Source organism: Pantoea osteomyelitidis (assembly GCF_044342975.1).
In the GTDB taxonomy this organism is placed as follows: domain Bacteria; phylum Pseudomonadota; class Gammaproteobacteria; order Enterobacterales; family Enterobacteriaceae; genus Pantoea; species Pantoea osteomyelitidis.
In genome coordinates, this window is record NZ_JBGFSN010000010.1 from 25,255 (window position 1) to 45,877 (window position 20,623).

Genomic DNA, 20,623 nt, shown 5'->3' on the forward strand with positions numbered 1-20,623 from the left:
GGAAGCGGATGGCAATCCTGGAAATGAAAAACCTGGAAAAACGTTACGGGCAACAGGTGGTGCTGGAACGCATGAACGTCAGCGTGGAGGAAGGGGAATTTGTCTCCATCGTTGGCGCCTCCGGCTGCGGCAAAACCACGTTTCTTAATATGCTGCTGGGGACGGAAAGCCCCAGCAAAGGCGATCTGCTACTGGACGGCAGCCCGATTCCGCAGGAGCCGGACGCCCATCGCGGCGTAGTGTTTCAGCGTTACTCGGTGTTTCCACACCTCACGGTGCTGGGCAACGTAATGCTGGCCGACGAGTTCAGCGAAGCTCGCTGGCTGGGGCGCGTCTGGGGCCGCAAGCGCCGTGAGATCGGCGAGCGGGCGCGCGCCATGCTGGATCAGGTGGGACTGGTCCAGGCGCAGAACAAATATCCCCATCAGCTTTCAGGCGGGATGCAGCAGCGGCTGGCGCTGGCGCAGGCGCTGATGAAGCACCCGCGCATTCTGCTGCTTGACGAGCCGTTTGGCGCGCTGGATCCCGGCATTCGCGGCGAAATGCACGAGCTGATCGGCAATCTGTGGCAGGCACACCGTCTGACCATTTTTATGATCACTCACGATCTTAAAGAGGGCTTTACGCTCGGCTCGCGCCTGTGGGTATTTGACAAGCTGCGCCACGATCCCCACGCCCCCGACGCCTGGGGAGCCAGCATCACCTATGACATTCCGCTGGAGCGCGCCCGGCCTGCTGCACCCGCAGCGCCGACGGTCGCCCAGGTTGCCTGAGGAGAAACGCATGAAAAGTTATGAAACCATTCTGCCCGCCGGATCCCACTGGTCGTTACGTATGCGGCGCGGCAGCGCGCTGCGCCTGACCGATCTGGATGGCGGCGTTAACGCCAGCCTGCTGATGTACAACCCGGAAAACCTGCTGGAGCGCTACAACGCGCCAGACACCCTGAAGTGTCAGCACACTTTCCGTCTCACCGCCGGGCACTGTCTCTACTCCGATATGGGCCGGATTTTCTGCGGCATTGAGCAGGACAGCTTCGGCTGGCATGAAAGCGTCTGCGGCAGCAGCAATGCGCAGCAGATAGCGGCGCAGTTCGGCGCGCGCGATTACCAGCAGGCGCGCAACGGCTGGCACCAGAACGGCTACGACAGCTTTTTGGTGGAGCTGGCGAAATATGGCCTGGGCAAGCGCGATATGGCTGCCTGCGTCAATTTCTTCTCCCGCGTCACTGCCGGTAACGATGGCGAACTTCAGCTACAGCAGCAGGGGAAGAAAGGCGCGCAGGTCACGCTGCGCTTTGCCATGGATACCCTGGTTATCCTGCATACCTGTCCTCATCCGCTCTCTGCCGCCACCTCTTACCCGCAACAGCGGCTGGGCATCGTGCTGGACGGCCATCCGGCACCGCTTCCGGCGATTTGTCTGCAGCGGGAAGAGAATCAGCGCGGCCTGCGCAATAACCAACTCTACTATCTGACCGCACAGTGCTGAGGAGCCGGTGATGATTAAACACAGCCCAAACAACGTGGCGCAGGCGTGTCACCGTGAAATTATTCCCGCCGGCGATTACTGGATCTGGCGCATAGAGGCGGGCCAGACGCTGCGTATCACCGATCTGGCAGGCAATCAGGCGGCGGATACGCTGTTTTTTAACGCCGACGATACCGCCGAGCGCTACAGCGTCAGCGAGACGCTGCGCGGACAAAAAAATGTCTTTCTCACCGCGGGCAGCGTGCTGCGCTCCAACGAGGATCGTCCGATGCTGACGCTGACGGCGGATACCTGCGGTCGCCACGACACCCTGGGCGGCGCCTGCGCCACGGAGAGCAACACCGTGCGCTACGACCTGGAAAAGCGCCATATGCACGCCTGCCGCGACAGCTGGATGCTGGCAGTAGCGGAACATCCGGAATATGGTCTGACCCGCCGCGACATCACCCACAACATCAACTTCTTTATGAATGTGCCGGTCACGCAGGAGGGCGGGCTGACGTTTGCCGATGGCATCTCCGCGCCGGGCAAATATGTCGAAATGGTGGCGCACATGAACGTGCTGGTGCTGATCTCCAACTGCCCGCAATTGAACAACCCCTGCAATGGCTACAATCCCACGCCGGTTGAAGTCGCTATCTGGTAATCCTCTGGCATGGCGGGACGACCCGCAGCAACCGTGCTTTGATGACGCAGGACGACCTGCCTGAATGAGAATTGAGTCATGCTGGAACGCGTATTAATAGCTAACCGTGGCGCGATTGCCGTACGCATTATCCGTACCCTGAAAGCGATGGGCGTTAAGTCGATTGTGGTTTATGCCGAGGCGGATCGTCATTCTCAGCACGTTCGTCTGGCTGATGAAGTCTGGTCGCTGGGCGAGGGCAGCGTACGGGACACCTACCTTAATCAGGAAAAGCTGCTGCAAATTGCTCTCCAGGCTCAGGCGCAGGCGATCCATCCCGGTTACGGTTTTCTTAGCGAAAACGCCGACTTTGTGACCCGCTGTGAGCAGGCAGGAATGATTTTCCTCGGACCCACCGTGGAGCAGATGGCCGCTTTTGGCCTCAAACATCGCGCGCGTGACCTGGCGCAGCAGAACGCGGTGCCGCTGCTGCCCGGCAGCGGACTGCTGAATTCCCTGGAGGAGGCGCAAGCGGCCGCCCGGCACATCGGTTATCCGGTGATGTTGAAAAGCACCGCTGGCGGCGGCGGTATTGGCATGCAGCGCTGTGACGATGACGCACAGCTGAATGAGGCTTACACCAAAGTAAAACGCCTTGCGGGCAATAATTTTGCTGATGATGGGCTGTTTCTGGAGAAGTTTATCGCCCGCGCCCGCCATATTGAGGTGCAGGTGTTTGGCGATGGTCAGGGCGGCGTGCTGGCGCTGGGCGAGCGCGACTGTTCAGCCCAGCGGCGTAACCAGAAAGTCATTGAAGAGACGCCCGCGCCCGGACTGCGCGCTGACGTGCGCAACGCGCTGCAGCAAACCGCTATCCGGCTGTGTCAGGCGGTGAATTATCGCAGCGCGGGTACCGTGGAGTATGTCTATGACGAGGTGACGCAGCAGTTCTACTTTCTGGAAGTGAATACCCGGCTTCAGGTTGAACATGGTGTAACCGAGATGGTGTACGGCGTGGATATTGTGCGCTGGATGGTGCAGCTGGGCGCAGGGGAACTGCCGCCGCTCGCCTCGCTGAAATCTACCCCGTCAGGACACGCGATTCAGGTGCGTCTTTATGCGGAAGATCCGGCCAAAGGATTCACGCCCAGCGCCGGGCTGCTCAGTCAGGTAAGTTTTCCGCAACAGGTCAGCCACGGCAAGCTGCGTATCGACAGCTGGCTGGAGAGCGGGATTGAGGTCACGCCCTGGTACGATCCGATGCTGGTCAAGGTGATTGTTCATGCGGAGGATCGCCCGCAGGCGTTGGCCTCGCTCGCCGAGGCGCTGGCAGGCTGCGAGCTGTACGGCATTGAAACCAACCTGCGCTGGCTGCGCCATCTGATCGCTCTGCCGGAAGTGCAGCAGGGACGCGTCATTACCGCCACGCTGGGCAATGTCAGCTGGTTGCCAGCCACGCTGGATGTGCTTCATGGCGGCACCCTGACCACCATTCAGGATGCGCCGGGACGCGCAGGATACTGGCATGTCGGCGTACCGCCTTCCGGGCCGTTTGACGCCCGTTCGTTCCGTCACGGCAATAAGCTGTTGGGGAATAATGATGCGGCGGCCGGGCTGGAAATTACCCTGCGCGGACCCACGCTGCGCTTCAACCATGACTGCGCCTTTGTGCTGGCCGGAGCAACCATTGATGCCCGGCTGGATGACATTGCGGTGGAGTGTGGCCGCGTTGTTAACGCACGTGCCGGGCAAACGCTCACGCTGGGCGAAATCCGGGGAGCAGGCTGCCGCAGCTATCTGCTGCTGGCGGGAGGCATCGATTGTCCCCTTTACCTTGGCAGCCGCAGCACCTTTACCCTCGGCCAGTTTGGTGGCCATGCGGGGCGGCAGCTGCGCACCGGCGATGTGCTGCATCTGGCCGCGCCGCAAACCTGCGAACAGAGCGCGCTGCCCGAGGCGCTGATGCAGACGTGGAGCAACCAATGGCAGCTGCGGGTCATCTATGGCCCACACGGCGCGCCCACTTTCTTCACAGAGCAGGACATCAATATCTTCTTCGATGCCCGCTGGCAGGTGCACTATAACTCCAGCCGCACCGGCGTACGCTTGATTGGACCGAAGCCCGAATGGGCACGCAGCGACGGCGGCGAGGCGGGCATGCACCCCTCAAATATCCATGACAACGCCTACGCCTTCGGCACGGTGGATTTTACCGGCGATATGCCGGTGATACTCGGCCCCGACGGCCCGTCGCTGGGCGGGTTTGTCTGCCCCGCCACGGTAATTGCGGCTGACCTGTGGAAGCTCGGTCAGCTGAAGGCAGGGGACAGCGTGCAGTTCGTGCCGGTTTCCCTCGAAGAAGCGGATCGACTGGCGCAGCATGAAAACCAGGTTGCAGCGCATCTCCAGCCGCAGCCCGAACAGCTTTCGGCTGTTTGCCGCATCGATCCATTACTTTTCGCATCGCCTGCCGCGCCTCAGCAGCCTTCTCTGACCATCCGTGCCGCCGGCGATAGTTTCCTGCTGCTGGAATATGGCGAGGCGCAGCTGGATATTGCCCTGCGCTTCCGCGTTCATGCGCTGATGCAGTGGCTGGAAGCCCATCCGCAGCCGGGGCGTCTGGAGCTGACGCCGGGCATTCGCTCGTTGCAGGTGCATTTCGACAGCCTTGTTCTGCCACGCACAACGTTGCTGGAAACCCTGTTGACAGCGGATCGCGCACTCGGTTCGCTGGAAAATGCCACCGTGCCGTCGCGCACCGTCTGGCTGCCGCTCAGCTGGGATGATGAAGCCTGCCGTGAGGCGATTACGCGCTACAGCCAGTCGGTGCGGCCAAATGCGCCCTGGTGCCCGGACAATATCGAATTTATCCGCCGCATCAACGGGCTTGGCTCGGTGGATGAGGTTAAAGATATCGTGTTTAACGCGCGTTATCTGGTGATGGGGCTGGGAGATGTTTATCTCGGCGCGCCGGTCGCGACGCCGCTCGATCCGCGCCATCGTCTGGTAACGACCAAATACAATCCGGCGCGTACCTGGACGGCGGAGAACTCCGTGGGCATCGGCGGAGCTTACCTGTGCGTTTACGGCATGGAGGGACCGGGCGGCTACCAGTTTGTCGGGCGCACTATGCAGATGTGGAACCGCGACCGGCAGACGGACGCCTTCAGCCAGCCCTGGCTGCTGCGCTTTTTCGACCAGATCCGCTTCTATCCGGTCAGCGCGGCGGAACTGCGCGATATCCGCGCGCGTTTTCCCTGGGGCGGCTATCCGCTGCGTACGGAACAGGGCGAATTCAGCTTAGCGGCATATCAGCAGAGTCTTGAAAATAATCATCAGCAGATTGCTGCATTTCAGCAGCATCGTCAGCACGCCTTTGACGAAGAGCTGGCGCGCTGGCGCGCCGATGGAGAGTTCACCTTTGACAGCAGCCTGCAAGAGGAAACACTGCAAAACGAGGCGGTTCCGTCAGGATGCTGTGCGGTGGAAAGCGAGCTGGCAGGCAGCATCTGGCAGTGGCGAGTGACTCCCGGCGACCGCGTCACGGCAGGGGAGACGCTGGGCATCCTCGAATCGATGAAAATGGAGATTCCCATCCTGGCACCCGTGGAGGGCACGGTTCGTTCTTTGCAGCGAGCAGCGGGGCAGCAGGTGCAGGCCGGACAATTGCTGCTGGTTATCGAGGAGAATCCCTGAACAGCAACTATTCTGTTTCACAGGGCCGTGGGCGGGGAACGCCTGCGGCCCGTGACTGATACTTACCCAGACAAACAGGAAATGATAATGACCGGGAAACAACTGAATTTCGTCACGCTGACAGGCAGTCTGCGCACAGGCTCATTCAACAAGGCGGTGGCCCATACGCTGCCGGAGCTGGCTCCGCCAAACGTTACCATCGATCATCTGGGATCGCCGGGGGATTTTCCCCATTACAACGCAGACCTGCAGGATGAAGGTTTTCCTGAGCCGGTTGTGATGATGGCGGAGACGATTGCGAAAGCGGATGGCCTGATTATCGTTACGCCGGAATATAATTATTCCGTGCCGGGGGTGCTGAAAAATGCGCTCGACTGGCTATCCCGTGTTTCTCCTCAGCCGCTGGCGGGCAAGCCGGTGCTTATTCAGAGCGCGTCGCCGGGCAATGTCGGCGGGGCCAGAGCGCAGTATCATCTGCGTCAGATCTTGGTGTTTTTTGATGCGCGAGTGATGAACAAGCCTGAAGCCATGATCGGTCAGGTAAATGGGAAGATCGAAGAGAACGTACTGGCAGATGAAGCGACACGCACCTTTCTTACCAAACAGCTGGCCGCCTTTGCCGCTTTCATCAGTAAATAAAGGCTGAACTGCTGCCGATGCAGGAAATAATTGCTGTCACCATCATTGGCTGCGCAAAATTTCGTTGATGGAAAGCGAAGAGACGGCAGAAAGCGGGAAGAAGCACTAAAGCGGAGGGAATGCCTCCGCTCATACAACACTATTTTTCCGTGCCGAAACCCTGCTTTTTAAGCGCGGGCTGAACGTTCGGGAAATAGATATTTCTGTAGTAATTTCCTACCGTTTTGCTCCAGTTTTCGCCACCGTTACGATCGATGGTTTTCCAGTGCTGCGTCAGTTCATCGTTGTGCTGAGCGATCAGCTTTTCCAGATTTTCGCTGCTGTAAGCCTCGTCGTGGCGGAAGGTCGCCAGCGGGAGACGCGGCTTGAGCGCGGCAGGTTCGTCAACGTAGCCCAGGGTTAAGCCGTTAATCGGGAAAGTCATTTCCGGCAGGTTAAGCAGCTTAATCACTTCCAGCGGCTCTCTGCGGATGCCGCCGATCGGCACCACGCCCAGACCTACGGAACGCGCCGCCGCCATGGTGGTGCCCAGCGCAATACCCACGTCGATGCTGCCGGAAACCACGCTCTCAATGCTCTGATGCGCAATCTGGGTTTCGCCCGCTAACTTCATCCCTTCTGCGGTTTTATACATATCCAGAACGAAGGTAATAAAGACCGGTGCCTGTGCAATCCAGGGCTGTCCGCCAGCCAGCGCAGCCAGCTTCTCTTTGGTTTCTTTATCGCGGGTAATAACCAGCGATACCTGCTGCGAATGCACGGAAGTGGGCGCGCGATAAGCGGACTGAATAATGCTGTCCAGGATGTCATCAGGAATCGCTTTATCAAGAAAGCTGCGATCGCTGCGGTGATTAATCAGGGTTTCGATAGTGCTGTTCATTTTTTATCCGCATTTTGTTCTGGTCTCTCATATCCTAATTTATCGGCGGTTAAACTGACTTGGCACTCTGTGCCAATGCCTTTTGTTAATATCACTGATCAGTCAACACGCACATTAACCCGTAACCCTCGCTGTTTTATCAGCGCTGGGCCGGGTTTTCTTACGCGATGCATTTTCTTCTGATACCTTAAAAGCGTTTTGCTCGTAAGATTTCTCAAACTGTCCGGTTAAAGAGTGTCCGGCCAGCTTGTTAAGTTATTTATAGTTAATCATTATCAGGAGGTTTTTGATGAGCAGTACGATCACTATCGTGGCGAATATCAATGCAAAAGCGGGTTTCGACGCTGAGGTGGAGCAGGCTCTTAAGCAGGCTGAGCAGCAGGTACAGTCGGAGCCGGGCTGTGAATACTATGTCCTGCACAGAAATCTGGAGCAAGCTGGCCAGTTTATTATGATTGAGCGCTGGCAGTCTGAAGAAATGCTGGCGCAACATAATCAGGCGGAACCTTTGCAGCAGCTGGTGCGCGCCCTTGAAGGCAAGGCAGAGCTAAGCGTAACGAAGATGACGCAAATCTGATGCTTAAGCGGGCCTGGCAGGAAATAAAGGAACCTGACGCAGGCCCGCTCAAATAAAAAAATAAATAAAATCGTTAAGGTTTGTCGTTTTGGTTTCGCCTGATTCTGCCATTTTGCTGCATAAATCATCTTTAAATTCCCAAAAAGAATAATAAAATCATTAGTTATATTATTTCATTGAAGCGGCAATAATTTGTATTAAAAATTAAAAGGCGGACGCGTTTCGCTTCTGGCAGGATACGCGCCAGCAGCATGCAACGGTACGATCCCTTTATGAAGTGGTTTTCAAAAAACGCAGTTTTGTTCTCCATTAAAACCTGTCTGGCCGCGTTTCTGGCGCTTTTTATCGCTCTTGAACTTAATCTCGAAAAACCTGCCTGGGCACTGACTACGGTCTATGTCGCCTCGCAGCTCTATTCCGCATCGACCATTTCCAAGTCAGTGTTCCGTCTGTTGGGCACTCTGCTTGGCGGGCTGTTTATTTTTCTGATCTTTCCGACGACGGTACAGCATCCTGTACTGTTCAGCCTGTGCGTGTCGCTGTGGGTGGCGGTCTGTTTGTATCTCTCTTTGCATGACCGTACGCCGAAAGCCTATGTGTTTATGCTGGCAGGATACAGCGCGGCGATTATGGGTTTTCCCAACGTTGATTCGCCTGCCTCCATCACTGACACGGTGATTTCACGCATTGAAGAGATTACTGTCGGCATTGTCTGTAGCAGCCTCGTTCATCAGCTACTATTTCCGGTCTCTATGCGCAGCCTGCTGGAGCAGAGCGTCAGCATCTGGTATCAGAATGCGCGCAAACTGTGTAGCGAACTGATTGCCGTCATGCCGAAGGACAAGTCGCTGGAGCGGGAAGATATCCTGATTCAGATGGCAAACTTTCCGCTGAGCGTGGAAATACTCATTACCCACTGCGTGTACGAAGGGGATGCGGCGCGCAAGCTGATCCGTCTGGTCAGCGTACAGTATCAGCACCTCTCCTATTTGATTCCCACGCTGACCGCCATCGAAACGCGGTTGAACCTGCTGGCGGAACAGCAGGTCCGCTTCCCGGAATACATCGCGCAGGCGTTTCAGCAATTTCTGCTGTGGCTCAACAGCGGCCATGAAGTTAACGAAACCAGCACTATTCAGGCGACGCTGACTCACAGCCAGACGCTGCTAAAAAATGCCTGGCGGAACGGCACGCTGAACACGGAAGAGAGTATTTTGCTGATTGGGCTGCTGGAGCGACTGGTTGATTTTGTGCATATTGCCGGGGCTTATCAGAGCGTCAGCACGCTGGTCAGCGATCTCTCTGGCGATACCAGTTTGGCGAAAAATGCGCGGGCGCACCGGCATATTGACGGAGGCATGCTGCTGCTTTCAGCCTCTACCGCCTTTCTCGCCACTTTCGGATCATGCCTGTTCTGGATGGGCAGCGGCTGGACCGATGGCGCTACCGCACCTATGATGGCGGCGATACTCAGTTCGTTCTTCGCCGGAATGGATACGCCAGTCGCGCCGATGAAGCTGTTTGTGAAGGGCGTGGTCATCGCCCTGTTCATCAGCGTGCTCTATATTGCGTTGCTGATCCCGCAGGCGATCACCTTCGAGGCGCTGATCATCTGCCTGACGCCGGGGCTGTTTGCGCTCGGCCTGGTGATTGCCAAACCCTCGATAAATCTGATTGGTATCAGCGTCGCCACGCAAATTCCGGGTTTTATCGGCATGAGTCATCATTTCAAACCCAATTTGTCCGCCGTGATTAACACGGCGATATCGTCAATGGTAGGCATCCTGTTTGCGGTGATCATTACGGCGATTCTTCGCAACAAGCGGCCCGCCTGGACCGCGAAACGGGCGCTGCGTAAAGGGCTGCGCGACCTGTTGCGGTTTATTAAAGAGATTGAGCGTAACGCCGCTTCGCTGCTGTCACGCCAGCAGTTTATTGCCCGCACGCTGGATAAGGTGAATATTATCCTGCCGCGCAAACGTCTCGACCCCGATCCTGATGTAGAGTCGGGCGGTAATTTAATTGCTGAGGCCTGGCTGGGAGCGAACTGCTACGATTTTTATGCCCGTCACCGGAAGGTGCTGGAGCAGTACCATATAGAGAGCGGGCAGATGTTTCACGAGCTGGGATTGTTTTTGAAGCGGCGGATGAAATCATTGCAGGCTAACCCGCATCATGATCTGCTGGAGGAGCTGGACCTGCTGCTGCTCAGGCTGGAGACGCTTGCCGCCCAGGACATGGATCTCTTTATGCCGCTGTTCCATCTGTTTAATATCCGTTTGACGCTGTTTCCTCAACAGCGCTGGCCGGGAAAAAGACAGATCGATATCAGTCTGTCAGAGAACCTGTAGCGCTACCCGTTATATAAAAGAAACTGCCTGAGCTCAGCGGCAAGCTGCTCGGGCGCTTCTTCAGCCATATGATGGCCGCTGTGGATGGGTTTACCCCGCACATTGTGCGCCCAGGCTTGCCAGATGGCCAGGACATCGCCGTAGAGCTGTGGCAAATCGTCCTGTTCAGACCATAAACACAGGGTGGGACACTCAATCATCCGGCCCGTTTTGCGATCGTGCTCTTCGTGCCGACGGTCTATGGTTAAACCCGCCCGATAATCCTCAAGCATGCCGTATACCGTCTCAGGGTCATGTATGGCGCGCCTGAACGCCTGATACTCTTCATCGCCCATGCTCTCCGGCTGGCCGCCATACCAGGCATCCGGATCGGTCAGAATAGCCCGCTCCGGCTTTTCCGGCTGCGCGAAGAAAAACCAGTGATACCACTGGCGGGCAAACTTATCGTTGCATCTTTCAAGCGCCTCGAGGATTGGAACGCAGTCCAGCACGGCCAGCTGAGTGATTCGGTCAGGATAATCCAGCGCTGCCCGATAAGCCGTATAGCTTCCCCGGTCATGCCCTACCAGCGCAAACTGCTCAAAGCCAAGCTGGCTCATCAGCTCTACGCAATCTTTCGCTTTGGCCCGTTTGGAGGAGCCGGCATGGTCAGGCAGATCGACGGGTTTAGAAGAGTCGCCGAAGCCGCGCAGGTCAGCGCAGACCACGGTAAAGGCGTCGGCAAGCAGCGGAGCGACCTTTGACCAGGTTACATGCGTGCGCGGATGTCCGTGCAGCAGCAAAACCGGCGGACCATTGCCGCCGTAACGCACATTCAGTACGGCATCGGAAAGGGTAAATTTTGCCTGGGTGAAACCTGTAAACATACGCGCCGCTCCGATCAAGGCTGAAGAGCACATTATAGACGGAGCCGTCATGGGTCAGGCAGGATAAACGGTTCAGGGTTGCAGAAGCTGGGGTTTGTTCATACAATGTTGTTGTTCATGATTCATGAACAATAAAAGAGCGTGAACATATGAAACAGGAACAGCTTTTCTCCGAAGTCGTCGAAAACTTACCCGCCGGTTTCATGCTTAATAAGGCGATGAACGTCGAAAAAAGGGAGAGCGGCGAACGCGTCGAACTCATTGCGCCTCATGGTGAAACGGTGCATTTTGCATTAGAGATAAAATACATTCACCGCAAAGCAACATTAATGGCGGTGAGAGAGAAAATGACGCGTTCTGCCGGAAACATGCCCTGGCTGCTGTTGTGTAATCGGCTGACGCCAGCTCTGGCGATGTATTGTGCAGAACATCAGATAAATTTTATCGATAGCGCCGGGAATGCGCATATTCAGGTGCCGGGTCTTTACCTTGCTATCGAAGGAAAGTACCAGAAAAAACCCGTTGCTTCAGGCGGCAGGCTTGCTGAAGGCGTTATGAAGCTGCTTTTTGTCCTGCTCTCCAGTCCTGAAACATTGAACAACACTTATCGTAGCCTGGCTGAACTGTCAGGCATCTCCCTGGGAATGGTCAGTAAAACTTTCGATTACCTGGAAAGGCAACGTTATTATCGCAAATCAAAAAGCGGCAGGCGCCTGGTTAATGAAGAAGAGCTGCAAGCGTTGTGGATCAACGATTATGCCAGCGCGTTACGGCCTAAACTGGATCAACTGTCGCTGAGACAGCCCGAATCCTGGGAAAAGCTGCTGCTTTTACCAGATGAATATCGGGGGGGGGAACTCGCAGCAGCAGAACTCAGCGCTGGATATCTGCTACCCGCAACGGGAATAATCTATACGCCGCATTCACTGTTGCAGCGTCGAAAAGAGCTGGGTTTAAAACCTGCGCGTGATAGTGGACTCCAGCTGATCGCATGTTTCTGGGGAAGTTACATCCTCAATACCCGAGCCGAAGTAATGCTCTGTCTGGCTGAGCTGCTGGGAAGCGGTGATGACCGAAACCGGGAAGTCGCAAGGATAATTAATGACAAATACCTTCACCTTAACGAATCCGCTCTCTTCAGTTACTGAAAAACTGCTGAACAGGATAAACCGCATTTGCAGATCTCAGGGCATTTCCTATTTCATTGCCGGCGCGACCGCACGAGAAATTCTTATCCATCATGTACATGGTCGAAGTATAGGCCGGCGAACCCGCGATATAGATTTTGCCGTATTTGTTAATGGATGGGCGTTGTTTGCAGCGTTAAAACAGGCGTTTATTGACGAAGGCGCTGAGGCAATCAAGGGAAACGCCCACAGAATGATCGCGGATGGTATTGAACTCGATATTATTCCGTTTGGAGGGATAGCCGAGGACAAACAAGTCGCATGGCCGCCAGATCGGGAAATCATCATGGCGGTTGATGGTTTTGAAGAAGCGTTTACGCATACCGTCCTGGTAGAGCTACAGAGCGGCGAAAAACTTCCGTTTTGTTCATTACCGGGGCTGGCGTTATTGAAACTTTTTGCATGGCGCGATCGTGGAACTGCGAATGCTAAAGATGCTACAGACCTTTTTAAAATCATCAGTGAATATGGTCTTATCGAAGAAGAGCGTATTTATGAGCCACCCGTTGACTGCGCTCAGCTGGACTGGAACCCGGTGCGTATGGGAGCTTTCCTGCTGGGCAGCGACATTGCGGCGATCAGCGCAGGTGAATCTTATGCCGAACTTCTGCGACTGGACAAAGAACGACTCACTGATGCCATTGTGCGTCAATCCGACACAGAAAGTGCGGATGAAATTGATCGGGTAATGGACGATTTTTGGCGAGGCATGGACGAAGTTGACTGAGGGAAACGTCTGAATCCCTTTCCTCAATAATAAAAAGCCGATAACAACCGTTATCGGCTTTTCGCTGTGGGTTAGGGCAGAAAACGAATGAATCAGGCGTTCAGTAACGGCTGTGCAGTGCGTTCTACCAGCGCCAACAGGACTTTAATGTCCTCCAGGCTAACCGTTGGGTTCAACAGCGTCAGCTTCAGGCAGGTCACGCCATTAAACTCGGTCACGCCCACATTGGCGCGTCCCGACTCCAGCAAGGCATCACCAATCTGTTGGTTCAGCAACGCGACTGCGGCATCGCCGCTGTTCGCCAGCTGCTGCGGGCGATAACGGAACAGGACGCTTGCCAGCTGCGGCTGCATCACCAGCTCCAGAGACGCCTGCTCTGTCACATAGTGCGCAACCTGCTGCGCCAGGGTAACGCCATGATCGATGATCTCGGCGTACTGCTTCTGACCTAACGCTTCCAGACCCATCCACAGTTTCAACGCGTCGAAACGGCGCGTGGTCTGCAAAGATTTAGAAACCAGGTTCGGCACGCCCTGAGCTTCGTCAAACTCGGAGTTCAGGTAGGCCGCCTGATAGCGCATCAGCTCATAGTGACGCGCTTCTTTCAACAGGAAAGCGCCGCAGCTGATGGTCTGGAAAAACTGCTTGTGGAAGTCCAGCGTAATGGAATCCACCAGTTCAATGCCATCCAGATAGTCACGATACTTTTCAGACAGCAGCAGCGCGCCGCCCCAGGCCGCGTCAACATGAACCCAGATCTGATGTTCTGCCGCCAGGGTCGCAATTGCGCGCAGCGGGTCGATCGCACCGGCATCGGTGGTGCCAGCGGTGGCGACAATCGCCAGGATCTGCTCGCCGTTGGCTTCGGCCTGCGCCACTTTTTCGGCCAAATCGTTCAGGTCCATACGTGCGAACCGATCGGTTTTCACCAGCGTAACGGACTGGTAGCCCAGGCCGAGTAAAGCCATGTTCTTTTGCACCGAGAAGTGGGCGTTTTCAGAACATAAAACTTTAAGCTTCCTCAGGTTACCCACCAGGCCATCCTGCTGGATGGAGTGCCCCTGACGCGCAAAGAAGGCGTCGCGCGCCAGCATCAGGCCCATCAGGTTACTTTGGGTGCCCCCGCTGGTAAACACGCCCGCATCGCCAGGCTGATAGCCTACTTGGGTACGCAGCCATTCGATCAGCTTCATCTCGATGATGGTGGCTGAAGGGCTTTGATCCCACGAGTCCATGCTCTGATTCGTGGCGTTGATCAATACCTCGGCAGCCTGGCTTACCACCAGGCTCGGACAATGCAGATGCGCGACGCACTGCGGGTGATGCACCGACAGGCTGTCTTTCAAAAAATATTCAATCGCACGTTCAATCGCCGCCTGGTTGCCCAGACCCTGAGGATTGAAATCAAGCGTAATGCGCTCACGCAGCTCGGCAACGGTTTTACCCTGATACATCTCGGGCTGTTGCAGCCACTGCACAACGGCTTCACTGCTCTGTGCAATAGCCTGCTGGTAAGCCTCAGTGCTCTGCGCTGAGGCTGCCAGAATCGGGTTTAACCTGGACATCAAATTCACTCCACTCAAACAGGCTTGACGCCAGCGGCTAACAGAGCCTGCTCAAATTTATCCAGGAAAATATTCAGCTCATCGTTGCTAATCAGCAGGGAAGGCAGCAGGCGCAACACGCAACCATGACGTCCGCCACGCTCAAGAATCAGCCCGGCTTCAAAACATTTTTTCTGCAGCAGTGCGGATAACTGACCATCGGCCGGATAGCAACCCATATGATCCTGCGCATCGTTCGGTTTAACGATCTCAATACCGATCATTAAGCCCATGCCGCGCACATGGCCAATCACCGGATAACGTTTTTGCAGCTCGGCCAGTTTGCCTTTCAGCCATTCACCCTGAGCCGCCACTTTGTCGGCAACCTGGTTATCTTTGAGATATTTCAGGGTGGTCAGGCCGGTCGCCATCGCCAGCTGGTTGCCGCGGAAGGTGCCGGTATGATGACCCGGTTCCCAGGCGTCAAACCGCTTTTTAATACCCAGCACTGCCAGTGGTAAGCCGCCGCCGACTGCTTTCGACATCACGATAATGTCTGGCTCAATGCCGGCATGTTCAAAGGCAAAGAGTTTACCGGTACGGGCAAAACCTGCCTGAACTTCGTCGATAATAAGCAGAATGCCGTGTTCTTGGGTGACTTTGCGAATACGCTGCAGCCATTCAACCGGCGCCGGGTTAACTCCGCCTTCGCCCTGAACCGCTTCCAGGATCACTGCCGCAGGCTTGCGCACGCCGCTTTCAACGTCATTGATCAGATTTTCGAAATAGTAGGTTAATGCTTTAACCCCGGCTTCGCCGCCAATGCCCAGCGGGCAGCGGTACTGATGGGGATATGGCATGAACTGCACTTCCGGCATCATGCCGTTGATCGCTTCTTTCGGCGACAGGTTGCCTGTTACCGAGAGCGCGCCATGCGTCATACCGTGATAGCCGCCGGAGAAGCTGATCACGCCGGAACGGCCGGTATATTTTTTCGCCAACTTCAGCGCCGCTTCTACCGCGTCTGCGCCAGACGGACCGCAGAACTGCAGGCAGTACTCGCTGCCCTGTCCCGGCAGCAAAGAGAGCAGATAAGCTGAAAACTGATCTTTCAACGGCGTGGTCAGATCAAGTGTATGTAACGGCAAGCCGCTGGTAATGACATTTTGGATGCTTTGCAGTACGTCAGGATGGTTATGTCCAAGCGCCAACGTGCCTGCGCCAGCCAGGCAATCAAGATATTGATTGTTCTCAACATCAGTGATCCAGACGCCCTGAGCTTTCGCAATTGCTAATGGCAATTTACGCGGATAGCTCCGAACATTCGATTCAAATTCAGCCTGTCTCGCTAAAAAGGTTTCATTGTTACCGTTTAATGAATTCGCATCTAAATTATCAATACGGACTTTATCCGTCATCATATCACTCCTACAACCGGGGTTATGGCTAGCCGCCCTGGTTGAATAATTGAATTAAAAGGTTAATCACTATGAAAAAAGCGCGGCCAATATAGGGCTTTTTAGTGCGCGACTCAATAATTTATTTTGTTAAGATTTATTTACTTTTTTTAATTTAAAAAACAACAACTTATTTGATATTTGACTGATTGTGCTGCGGCGGAGATGTTACATATTCGTTAATGATGACGAGAAAATTCTTTCTGGTAACAGGATAGCGCTTCTGAAGGTTTTCATTAGAGAGGAAATAAAAGCTATAAGGCCCAGGACAAGTTTATTAATGAAAGCTGCTGAGCCGCTTTGATAACACCAAAAGTAATAAAAAATCTTATTAAATCAGCGGCTTTTTTATACAAGCGCGACCAGTCTGAAACCCTGCCGATCCTTGAGTTGATCACACCCTGAAACAATACGCAACCTCATTTTCACCGTTCTTCGCAAACTGAACTAGTCTTAACGATAGAGCGCGTCCACAGAGCGATATGTTTCAAATTTGACATACAAAATGACTATATTTCAGTTTTTGCCGTCACGCCGAGAAAAAAATGAAAACCCAACCCCCTGATAAAAATCTGCAGGATAAACCTGAAGTTGTACTCAAGCTTGCTGAAGAACAGGTCAAGCTGTCTAAAGAGCAGGTTGTGGATGGCCGCGTTACGGTTACCCGTGCAACTACCGAGCATGATGAAGTGATCAACACTCTACTCAGGCACGAAAAGGTAGAGGTGGAGCATGTGCCGAAAGCACAGCGCATTGAGGTTATGCCGGAAATCCGTGAGGAAGATGGGGTGCTGATTGTACCGGTGGTGGAAGAAGAAATTGAGATAGTCAGGAAACTGATACTCAGGGAAGAACTGCATATTCGCAGAGTTGAGCAGCAGGTTCCCTTTGAGGAGGTCGTCACGCTACGGAAGCAGCATGTGAAAGTTGAAAAAGAGGAAGAGCAACCGTCATCACAGTCCATAAGAGAGGAATAGGTTATGGCACATGATAAAATCGTTACCATGTTTAATACCGTCACTCAGGCGGAAGGCGCAAAACGGAGCCTGCTGAAAGCCGGTTTCCCTGACAGCGATATCGATATTCTTTCCGGTGAGCGTCTGCAATCGGAAGGCCATAATGCCCGCCATCCCGGCATCTGGCAGCGCCTGTTTGGCGATACGGTGGATGACGAGCAGGCTGGCGTTTATAACGATGCGCTGGAATCCGGCGGCGTGGTGCTTTCGCTGCGCGCTGACGAAGATCAACTGCCGCGCGCGCTGACCATTCTTGACGCTCACGATTCGGTAGATATGTCCCGTCGTAATAATCCTGACTATACGGATACCACGGGCGCGGTCTCTGACGTGACTCCTTCAACGGATCCGATCTTTACCGGCGAGAGTGACGGTCTTGCTGCACCGCAAGGCAGCTCGCTGACCGGCAGCGAAGCATCCCGCCCGCTGCGTACCTCTTTAACCGGCGATGAAAGTGAAGAAGAGGTGCTGCGCCTGGCAGAAGAGCAGCTGGAAATCGGTAAGCGCCTGGTCAGTGAGGGGTCGACACGTGTGCGCCGCTATACAGTGACCGATGAGGTTTCAGAAGAGATATCCCTGCGCGAGCAGCATGCCGATATATTCCGGCGTACAATCAATGAACCAGCGCATCTGGATGACGTGGACTGGTCCGAAAAAACCGTTGAGGTCGCTGAAACCCATGAGCAGCCTGTTATCAATAAAACCGCACAGGTAACGGAAGAAGTTGTGGTTCGCACCGACGCCTCCGAACGTGTCGAGACCGTCAGCGATACGGTTCGTCGTCAGGAAGTGGATATTGACCATACGGCGCCCGAAACGCTTGAAGGGGATGTGACTACCACCGGCGTAACCACAGGCACAGGTTTAGGCGCAGGCACCGGTTTAGGCTCAGGCACCGGCACCGGTGGCGTACGGACAGATGACGATATCTCTCCCGTGCCCGGCGTAGCGCAGCAGGGTCAGACGGGCGTAACCTCTGGATCAGGTGTAACCTCAGGATCAGGCGTAGCGCAGCACGATAAGAAAGAGGGATTTATAGATAAAGTTGAAGATAAGGCTGAAGAATTGAAGGATAAATTCACTGATAAAGACAAACCGCGTTGAGATGATGGGATGCTGCACAAGAAGGTGCCACGCCAGTGAAAAAAGGGGTTCATAGCCAAACATTAATTGTGCTATGCCCCTTTCCGCAGCGATCCCCTATTGCGATAGCTTATTTTATCTATTAATTACCCGCCGTGCGCGGGTATTTTTTTACCTACTTTCTGGCACTGTTAAACAATAATTACGGCTTCGTTTTAAAGTGCCAGCACTGAATTATGTTTTAGCTTTGTCTCAGGCTATTCAGCATCCCTTCTGCTGGTTGTATTACGCAGCGGCATATTCTGCTATTACATGTTACTGACAATTTTCAGAGCGGTTTAAGACGCCTGTCAGCAGCCAGAAAATAAAAACTACTATAAAATAACCTTGAGTCTGATAATCATTCCATGGCTGATGGGGGTAATATGTGGCTAACAGATCGCCTGAGCGCTGCTTGTGCCCAATTACCTCCGCACAGGCTAAAACTTAAATGACTGACCAGTGTGTCAAATGTTTCGCTCCTCTGACAATAGAAGAGAAGTTTTACTTTTATTGCAGCTGCGAGCGTTGCGAAGTGGATACTGCAGTGGTGCAGGATGAGAATAAACGATTAATAAAGTCGCCGGTTTTCATCATGCGGCTGATATTCTTTTATTTACGGCGCTTTTGGTTTCTTTATTTTCATGATCATCACAAAGCCTGATAAATTGCCTCGCTATCATCTTCTTTACCTTAATGCGCAGAAAATGAAGCTTGCTGCGCTATTTCAATATCACCGCTCTTGCATACACTAAAAAGATAAATAAGCGCTACGATGCGTGAGAGCTGACAAAATAATTATGTATCGGTTAGCAACCAGCCGGACAGGAAATCCGTCCGGCATAATGATCGCTACGGAAGCGTATCGCTACCTTTTCCAAGCGCACGTTGCATTATCACAGTATCGAGCCAGCGCCCGTGCTTCATGCCTACTGACTTAAGCGTTCCGGTTATGCTAAACCCTGCCGAGCGGTGCAGGTTCAGTGACGCCACATTTTCACTGTTGCCAACTACGGCAACCAGCTGACGATATCCCTGATTTTCAGCCCAACTGATGGCCCGGGCGAGTAAAGCTTTGCCAGCGCCTCGCTTTTGAAAAGCAGGATCGAGGTAGATGGAGTCTTCAAGCGTGAATCGGTAGGCAAAGCGCTCACGGTAACGGGAAAGGTAGCAGTAGCCCCAAACCTGGTCCTGCTCCATAGCGACCAGCCAAATCAGACCCGCCTCCCGAATTTTTTGCAGGCGGGCAGACATTTCGTTTGTGTCCGGCGGCTCGGTCTCAAAGGTGGCGGTACCGTGCAGGACGTGCCAGGCATAAATTTTTTGTATTGCGGGAATATGTTGCTCATCTGCTTCACAAATTTCCATAAATAGGGTTCCCTGATGTTCGTTTCACTCAGCATACCCTGGCCCTTCACTACCAGACAGGGCGGGCGGGTTATTAGCGTTATAAGGAAAACTTTGAGATGGCAAATCTGAACCTCGAACATTTGGCTACCTTCAGACTGGTGGTGAGCAGAGGAAGTTTTTCCGCTGCGGCCAATGTTCTGGAACTTTCCCAGCCTGCCGTCAGCTTGCAGATCAAGCAACTGGAGCAAATGCTCCAGACTCGCCTGCTGGAGCGAACCGGTCGGGGTGTACAACCCACTGCGGCGGGGCTATCTCTGTTGGCGCATAGCGGAAGCATAGACCAGGCCGTCAGCGCTGCGGTGCATGCCGTTACCCTGCATATGCATGAGGTTAGCGGTACCGTGACAGTGGGTACCGGCGCCACAGCCTGTATTCATCTTATGCCGCCAGTACTACAGCAGCTGCGCCAGGCTTTTCCGCTGCTGTCGATAAAAGTCAGAACGGGAAATACGCAAGAAATTGCTCGCGCTATAGACGAAAACCAGATCGATATAGGACTGGTAACGCTGCCTGTGACTGGGCGCAATCTGCACATCAGCCCAATCATGCAGGATGAGTTTGTGATGATTCGTGAAGCAGACGGATCGGAGGCTATCCAAACGCTAACGCCTGGCGAACTGCTTGCGCTGCCGCTTATTGTTTTCGCATCGGGCAGCAGTACCCGCGCCCTGATTGATAGCTGGTTTGCAACGGCAGGAGAGGTTGCGCAACCGGTAATGGAGCTTGGCAGCATTGAGGCTATCAAACGTATGGTGCGTGCCGGGCTTGGCTACAGTATTGTGCCGCGCATGTCGGTGACTGCTGATGCCGATCGCGCCGGACTCAGGGTTGATTCCCTTACGCCTGCTCTTCACCGCACGTTAGGTACAGTAATGCGTCAGGATAAAATTATTAACCGGGGAATGACAGAAATCATGAACGCCCTTCGTCAGATGGGCATCTCTGCTATATCGCCGGGCACAAAGCCTGACTATCCGCTACGCTAAAGGCATGAAAACGCAGCTTTTACGCAGCGGGTTACCCGGATTTTGCCTT

The 20,623-nt window shown here is 54.4% G+C and carries 16 protein-coding genes and 1 pseudogene; 12 read left to right on the forward strand and 5 right to left on the reverse strand.

Annotation, left to right across the window (positions count from 1 at the left end):
* Positions 1 to 8: 8 nt before the first annotated feature.
* The 5 genes from ABU178_RS17890 (at position 9) to ABU178_RS17910 (ending at position 6,451) form a co-directional block, all read left to right on the forward strand.
* A complete protein-coding gene (locus tag ABU178_RS17890; protein ID WP_397217415.1) occupies positions 9 to 773 on the forward strand; it encodes an ABC transporter ATP-binding protein in 765 nt (254 codons plus the stop codon).
* 10 nt (positions 774 to 783) lie between these two features.
* Positions 784 to 1,491 carry an urea amidolyase associated protein UAAP1 gene (locus ABU178_RS17895; RefSeq protein WP_397217416.1) on the forward strand — a complete coding sequence of 236 codons (708 nt, stop codon included), beginning with the start codon at positions 784 to 786 and terminating at the stop codon, positions 1,489 to 1,491.
* A gap of 10 nt (positions 1,492 to 1,501) precedes the next feature.
* Complete coding sequence (locus ABU178_RS17900) at positions 1,502 to 2,137, forward strand: urea amidolyase associated protein UAAP2 (RefSeq protein WP_397217418.1); 636 nt, start codon at positions 1,502 to 1,504, stop codon at positions 2,135 to 2,137.
* Positions 2,138 to 2,215: 78 nt separating this feature from the next.
* Positions 2,216 to 5,812 (forward strand): urea carboxylase, encoded by a 3,597-nt coding sequence (gene uca, locus ABU178_RS17905; RefSeq protein WP_397217420.1) that lies wholly within the window; start codon positions 2,216 to 2,218, stop codon positions 5,810 to 5,812.
* Between the two features lie 87 nt (positions 5,813 to 5,899).
* On the forward strand, positions 5,900 to 6,451 hold the full coding sequence (locus tag ABU178_RS17910; protein WP_397217422.1) for an NADPH-dependent FMN reductase: 552 nt from the start codon (positions 5,900 to 5,902) through the stop codon (positions 6,449 to 6,451).
* A gap of 139 nt (positions 6,452 to 6,590) precedes the next feature.
* Here ABU178_RS17910 and ABU178_RS17915 read toward each other — a convergent pair whose 3' ends face one another.
* Positions 6,591 to 7,331: an NADPH-dependent oxidoreductase gene (locus ABU178_RS17915; protein WP_397217424.1), complete on the reverse strand. Its 741-nt coding sequence runs from the start codon at positions 7,329 to 7,331 to the stop codon at positions 6,591 to 6,593.
* 289 nt (positions 7,332 to 7,620) lie between these two features.
* Between ABU178_RS17915 and ABU178_RS17920 the strand changes: the two genes are divergently transcribed.
* Entirely contained in the window at positions 7,621 to 7,908 is a 288-nt protein-coding gene (locus tag ABU178_RS17920; RefSeq protein WP_397217426.1) for a putative quinol monooxygenase, read from the forward strand.
* A gap of 272 nt (positions 7,909 to 8,180) precedes the next feature.
* On the forward strand, positions 8,181 to 10,259 hold the full coding sequence (locus ABU178_RS17925) for an FUSC family protein (RefSeq protein ID WP_397217428.1): 2,079 nt from the start codon (positions 8,181 to 8,183) through the stop codon (positions 10,257 to 10,259).
* Positions 10,260 to 10,261: 2 nt separating this feature from the next.
* Here the strand turns inward: ABU178_RS17925 and ABU178_RS17930 are convergent, their stop codons facing one another.
* The gene (locus ABU178_RS17930; protein WP_397217430.1) at positions 10,262 to 11,125 is read right to left on the reverse strand and encodes an alpha/beta fold hydrolase; all 864 of its coding nucleotides are present in this window, start codon (positions 11,123 to 11,125) and stop codon (positions 10,262 to 10,264) included.
* A 149-nt stretch (positions 11,126 to 11,274) separates the two neighbouring features.
* Here ABU178_RS17930 and ABU178_RS17935 point away from each other — a divergent pair, with 149 nt between their 5' ends.
* Positions 11,275 to 12,273, forward strand: a complete 999-nt coding sequence (locus ABU178_RS17935; RefSeq protein ID WP_397217432.1) for a type IV toxin-antitoxin system AbiEi family antitoxin — start codon at positions 11,275 to 11,277, stop codon at positions 12,271 to 12,273.
* Positions 12,227 to 13,039 (forward strand): nucleotidyl transferase AbiEii/AbiGii toxin family protein, encoded by an 813-nt coding sequence (locus ABU178_RS17940; RefSeq protein WP_397217434.1) that lies wholly within the window; start codon positions 12,227 to 12,229, stop codon positions 13,037 to 13,039. The genes ABU178_RS17935 and ABU178_RS17940 overlap by 47 nt, the downstream gene beginning before the upstream one ends.
* A gap of 92 nt (positions 13,040 to 13,131) precedes the next feature.
* Here ABU178_RS17940 and ABU178_RS17945 read toward each other — a convergent pair whose 3' ends face one another.
* Together ABU178_RS17945 and ABU178_RS17950 are read right to left on the reverse strand one after the other, a co-directional pair.
* Positions 13,132 to 14,604, reverse strand: coding sequence for a pyridoxal phosphate-dependent decarboxylase family protein (locus ABU178_RS17945; protein ID WP_397217436.1), 1,473 nt, complete (start codon positions 14,602 to 14,604; stop codon positions 13,132 to 13,134).
* 14 nt (positions 14,605 to 14,618) lie between these two features.
* Positions 14,619 to 16,004, reverse strand: a complete 1,386-nt coding sequence (locus ABU178_RS17950; RefSeq protein WP_397217438.1) for a diaminobutyrate--2-oxoglutarate transaminase — start codon at positions 16,002 to 16,004, stop codon at positions 14,619 to 14,621.
* Positions 16,005 to 16,585: 581 nt separating this feature from the next.
* Here ABU178_RS17950 and ABU178_RS17955 point away from each other — a divergent pair.
* Positions 16,586 to 17,017: a DUF2382 domain-containing protein gene (locus tag ABU178_RS17955; protein WP_397217440.1), complete on the forward strand. Its 432-nt coding sequence runs from the start codon at positions 16,586 to 16,588 to the stop codon at positions 17,015 to 17,017.
* Between the two features lie 3 nt (positions 17,018 to 17,020).
* Entirely contained in the window at positions 17,021 to 18,160 is a 1,140-nt protein-coding gene (locus ABU178_RS17960; protein ID WP_397217442.1) for a YsnF/AvaK domain-containing protein, read from the forward strand.
* 870 nt (positions 18,161 to 19,030) lie between these two features.
* On the opposite strand, the pseudogene ABU178_RS17965 reads toward ABU178_RS17960, so the two are convergent.
* Positions 19,031 to 19,555 (reverse strand): annotated as a pseudogene (locus ABU178_RS17965) (N-acetyltransferase family protein); the annotation flags it as partial.
* 89 nt (positions 19,556 to 19,644) lie between these two features.
* Here ABU178_RS17965 and ABU178_RS17970 point away from each other — a divergent pair.
* Positions 19,645 to 20,574 (forward strand): LysR family transcriptional regulator, encoded by a 930-nt coding sequence (locus tag ABU178_RS17970; RefSeq protein ID WP_397217444.1) that lies wholly within the window; start codon positions 19,645 to 19,647, stop codon positions 20,572 to 20,574.
* Positions 20,575 to 20,623: the final 49 nt, after the last annotated feature.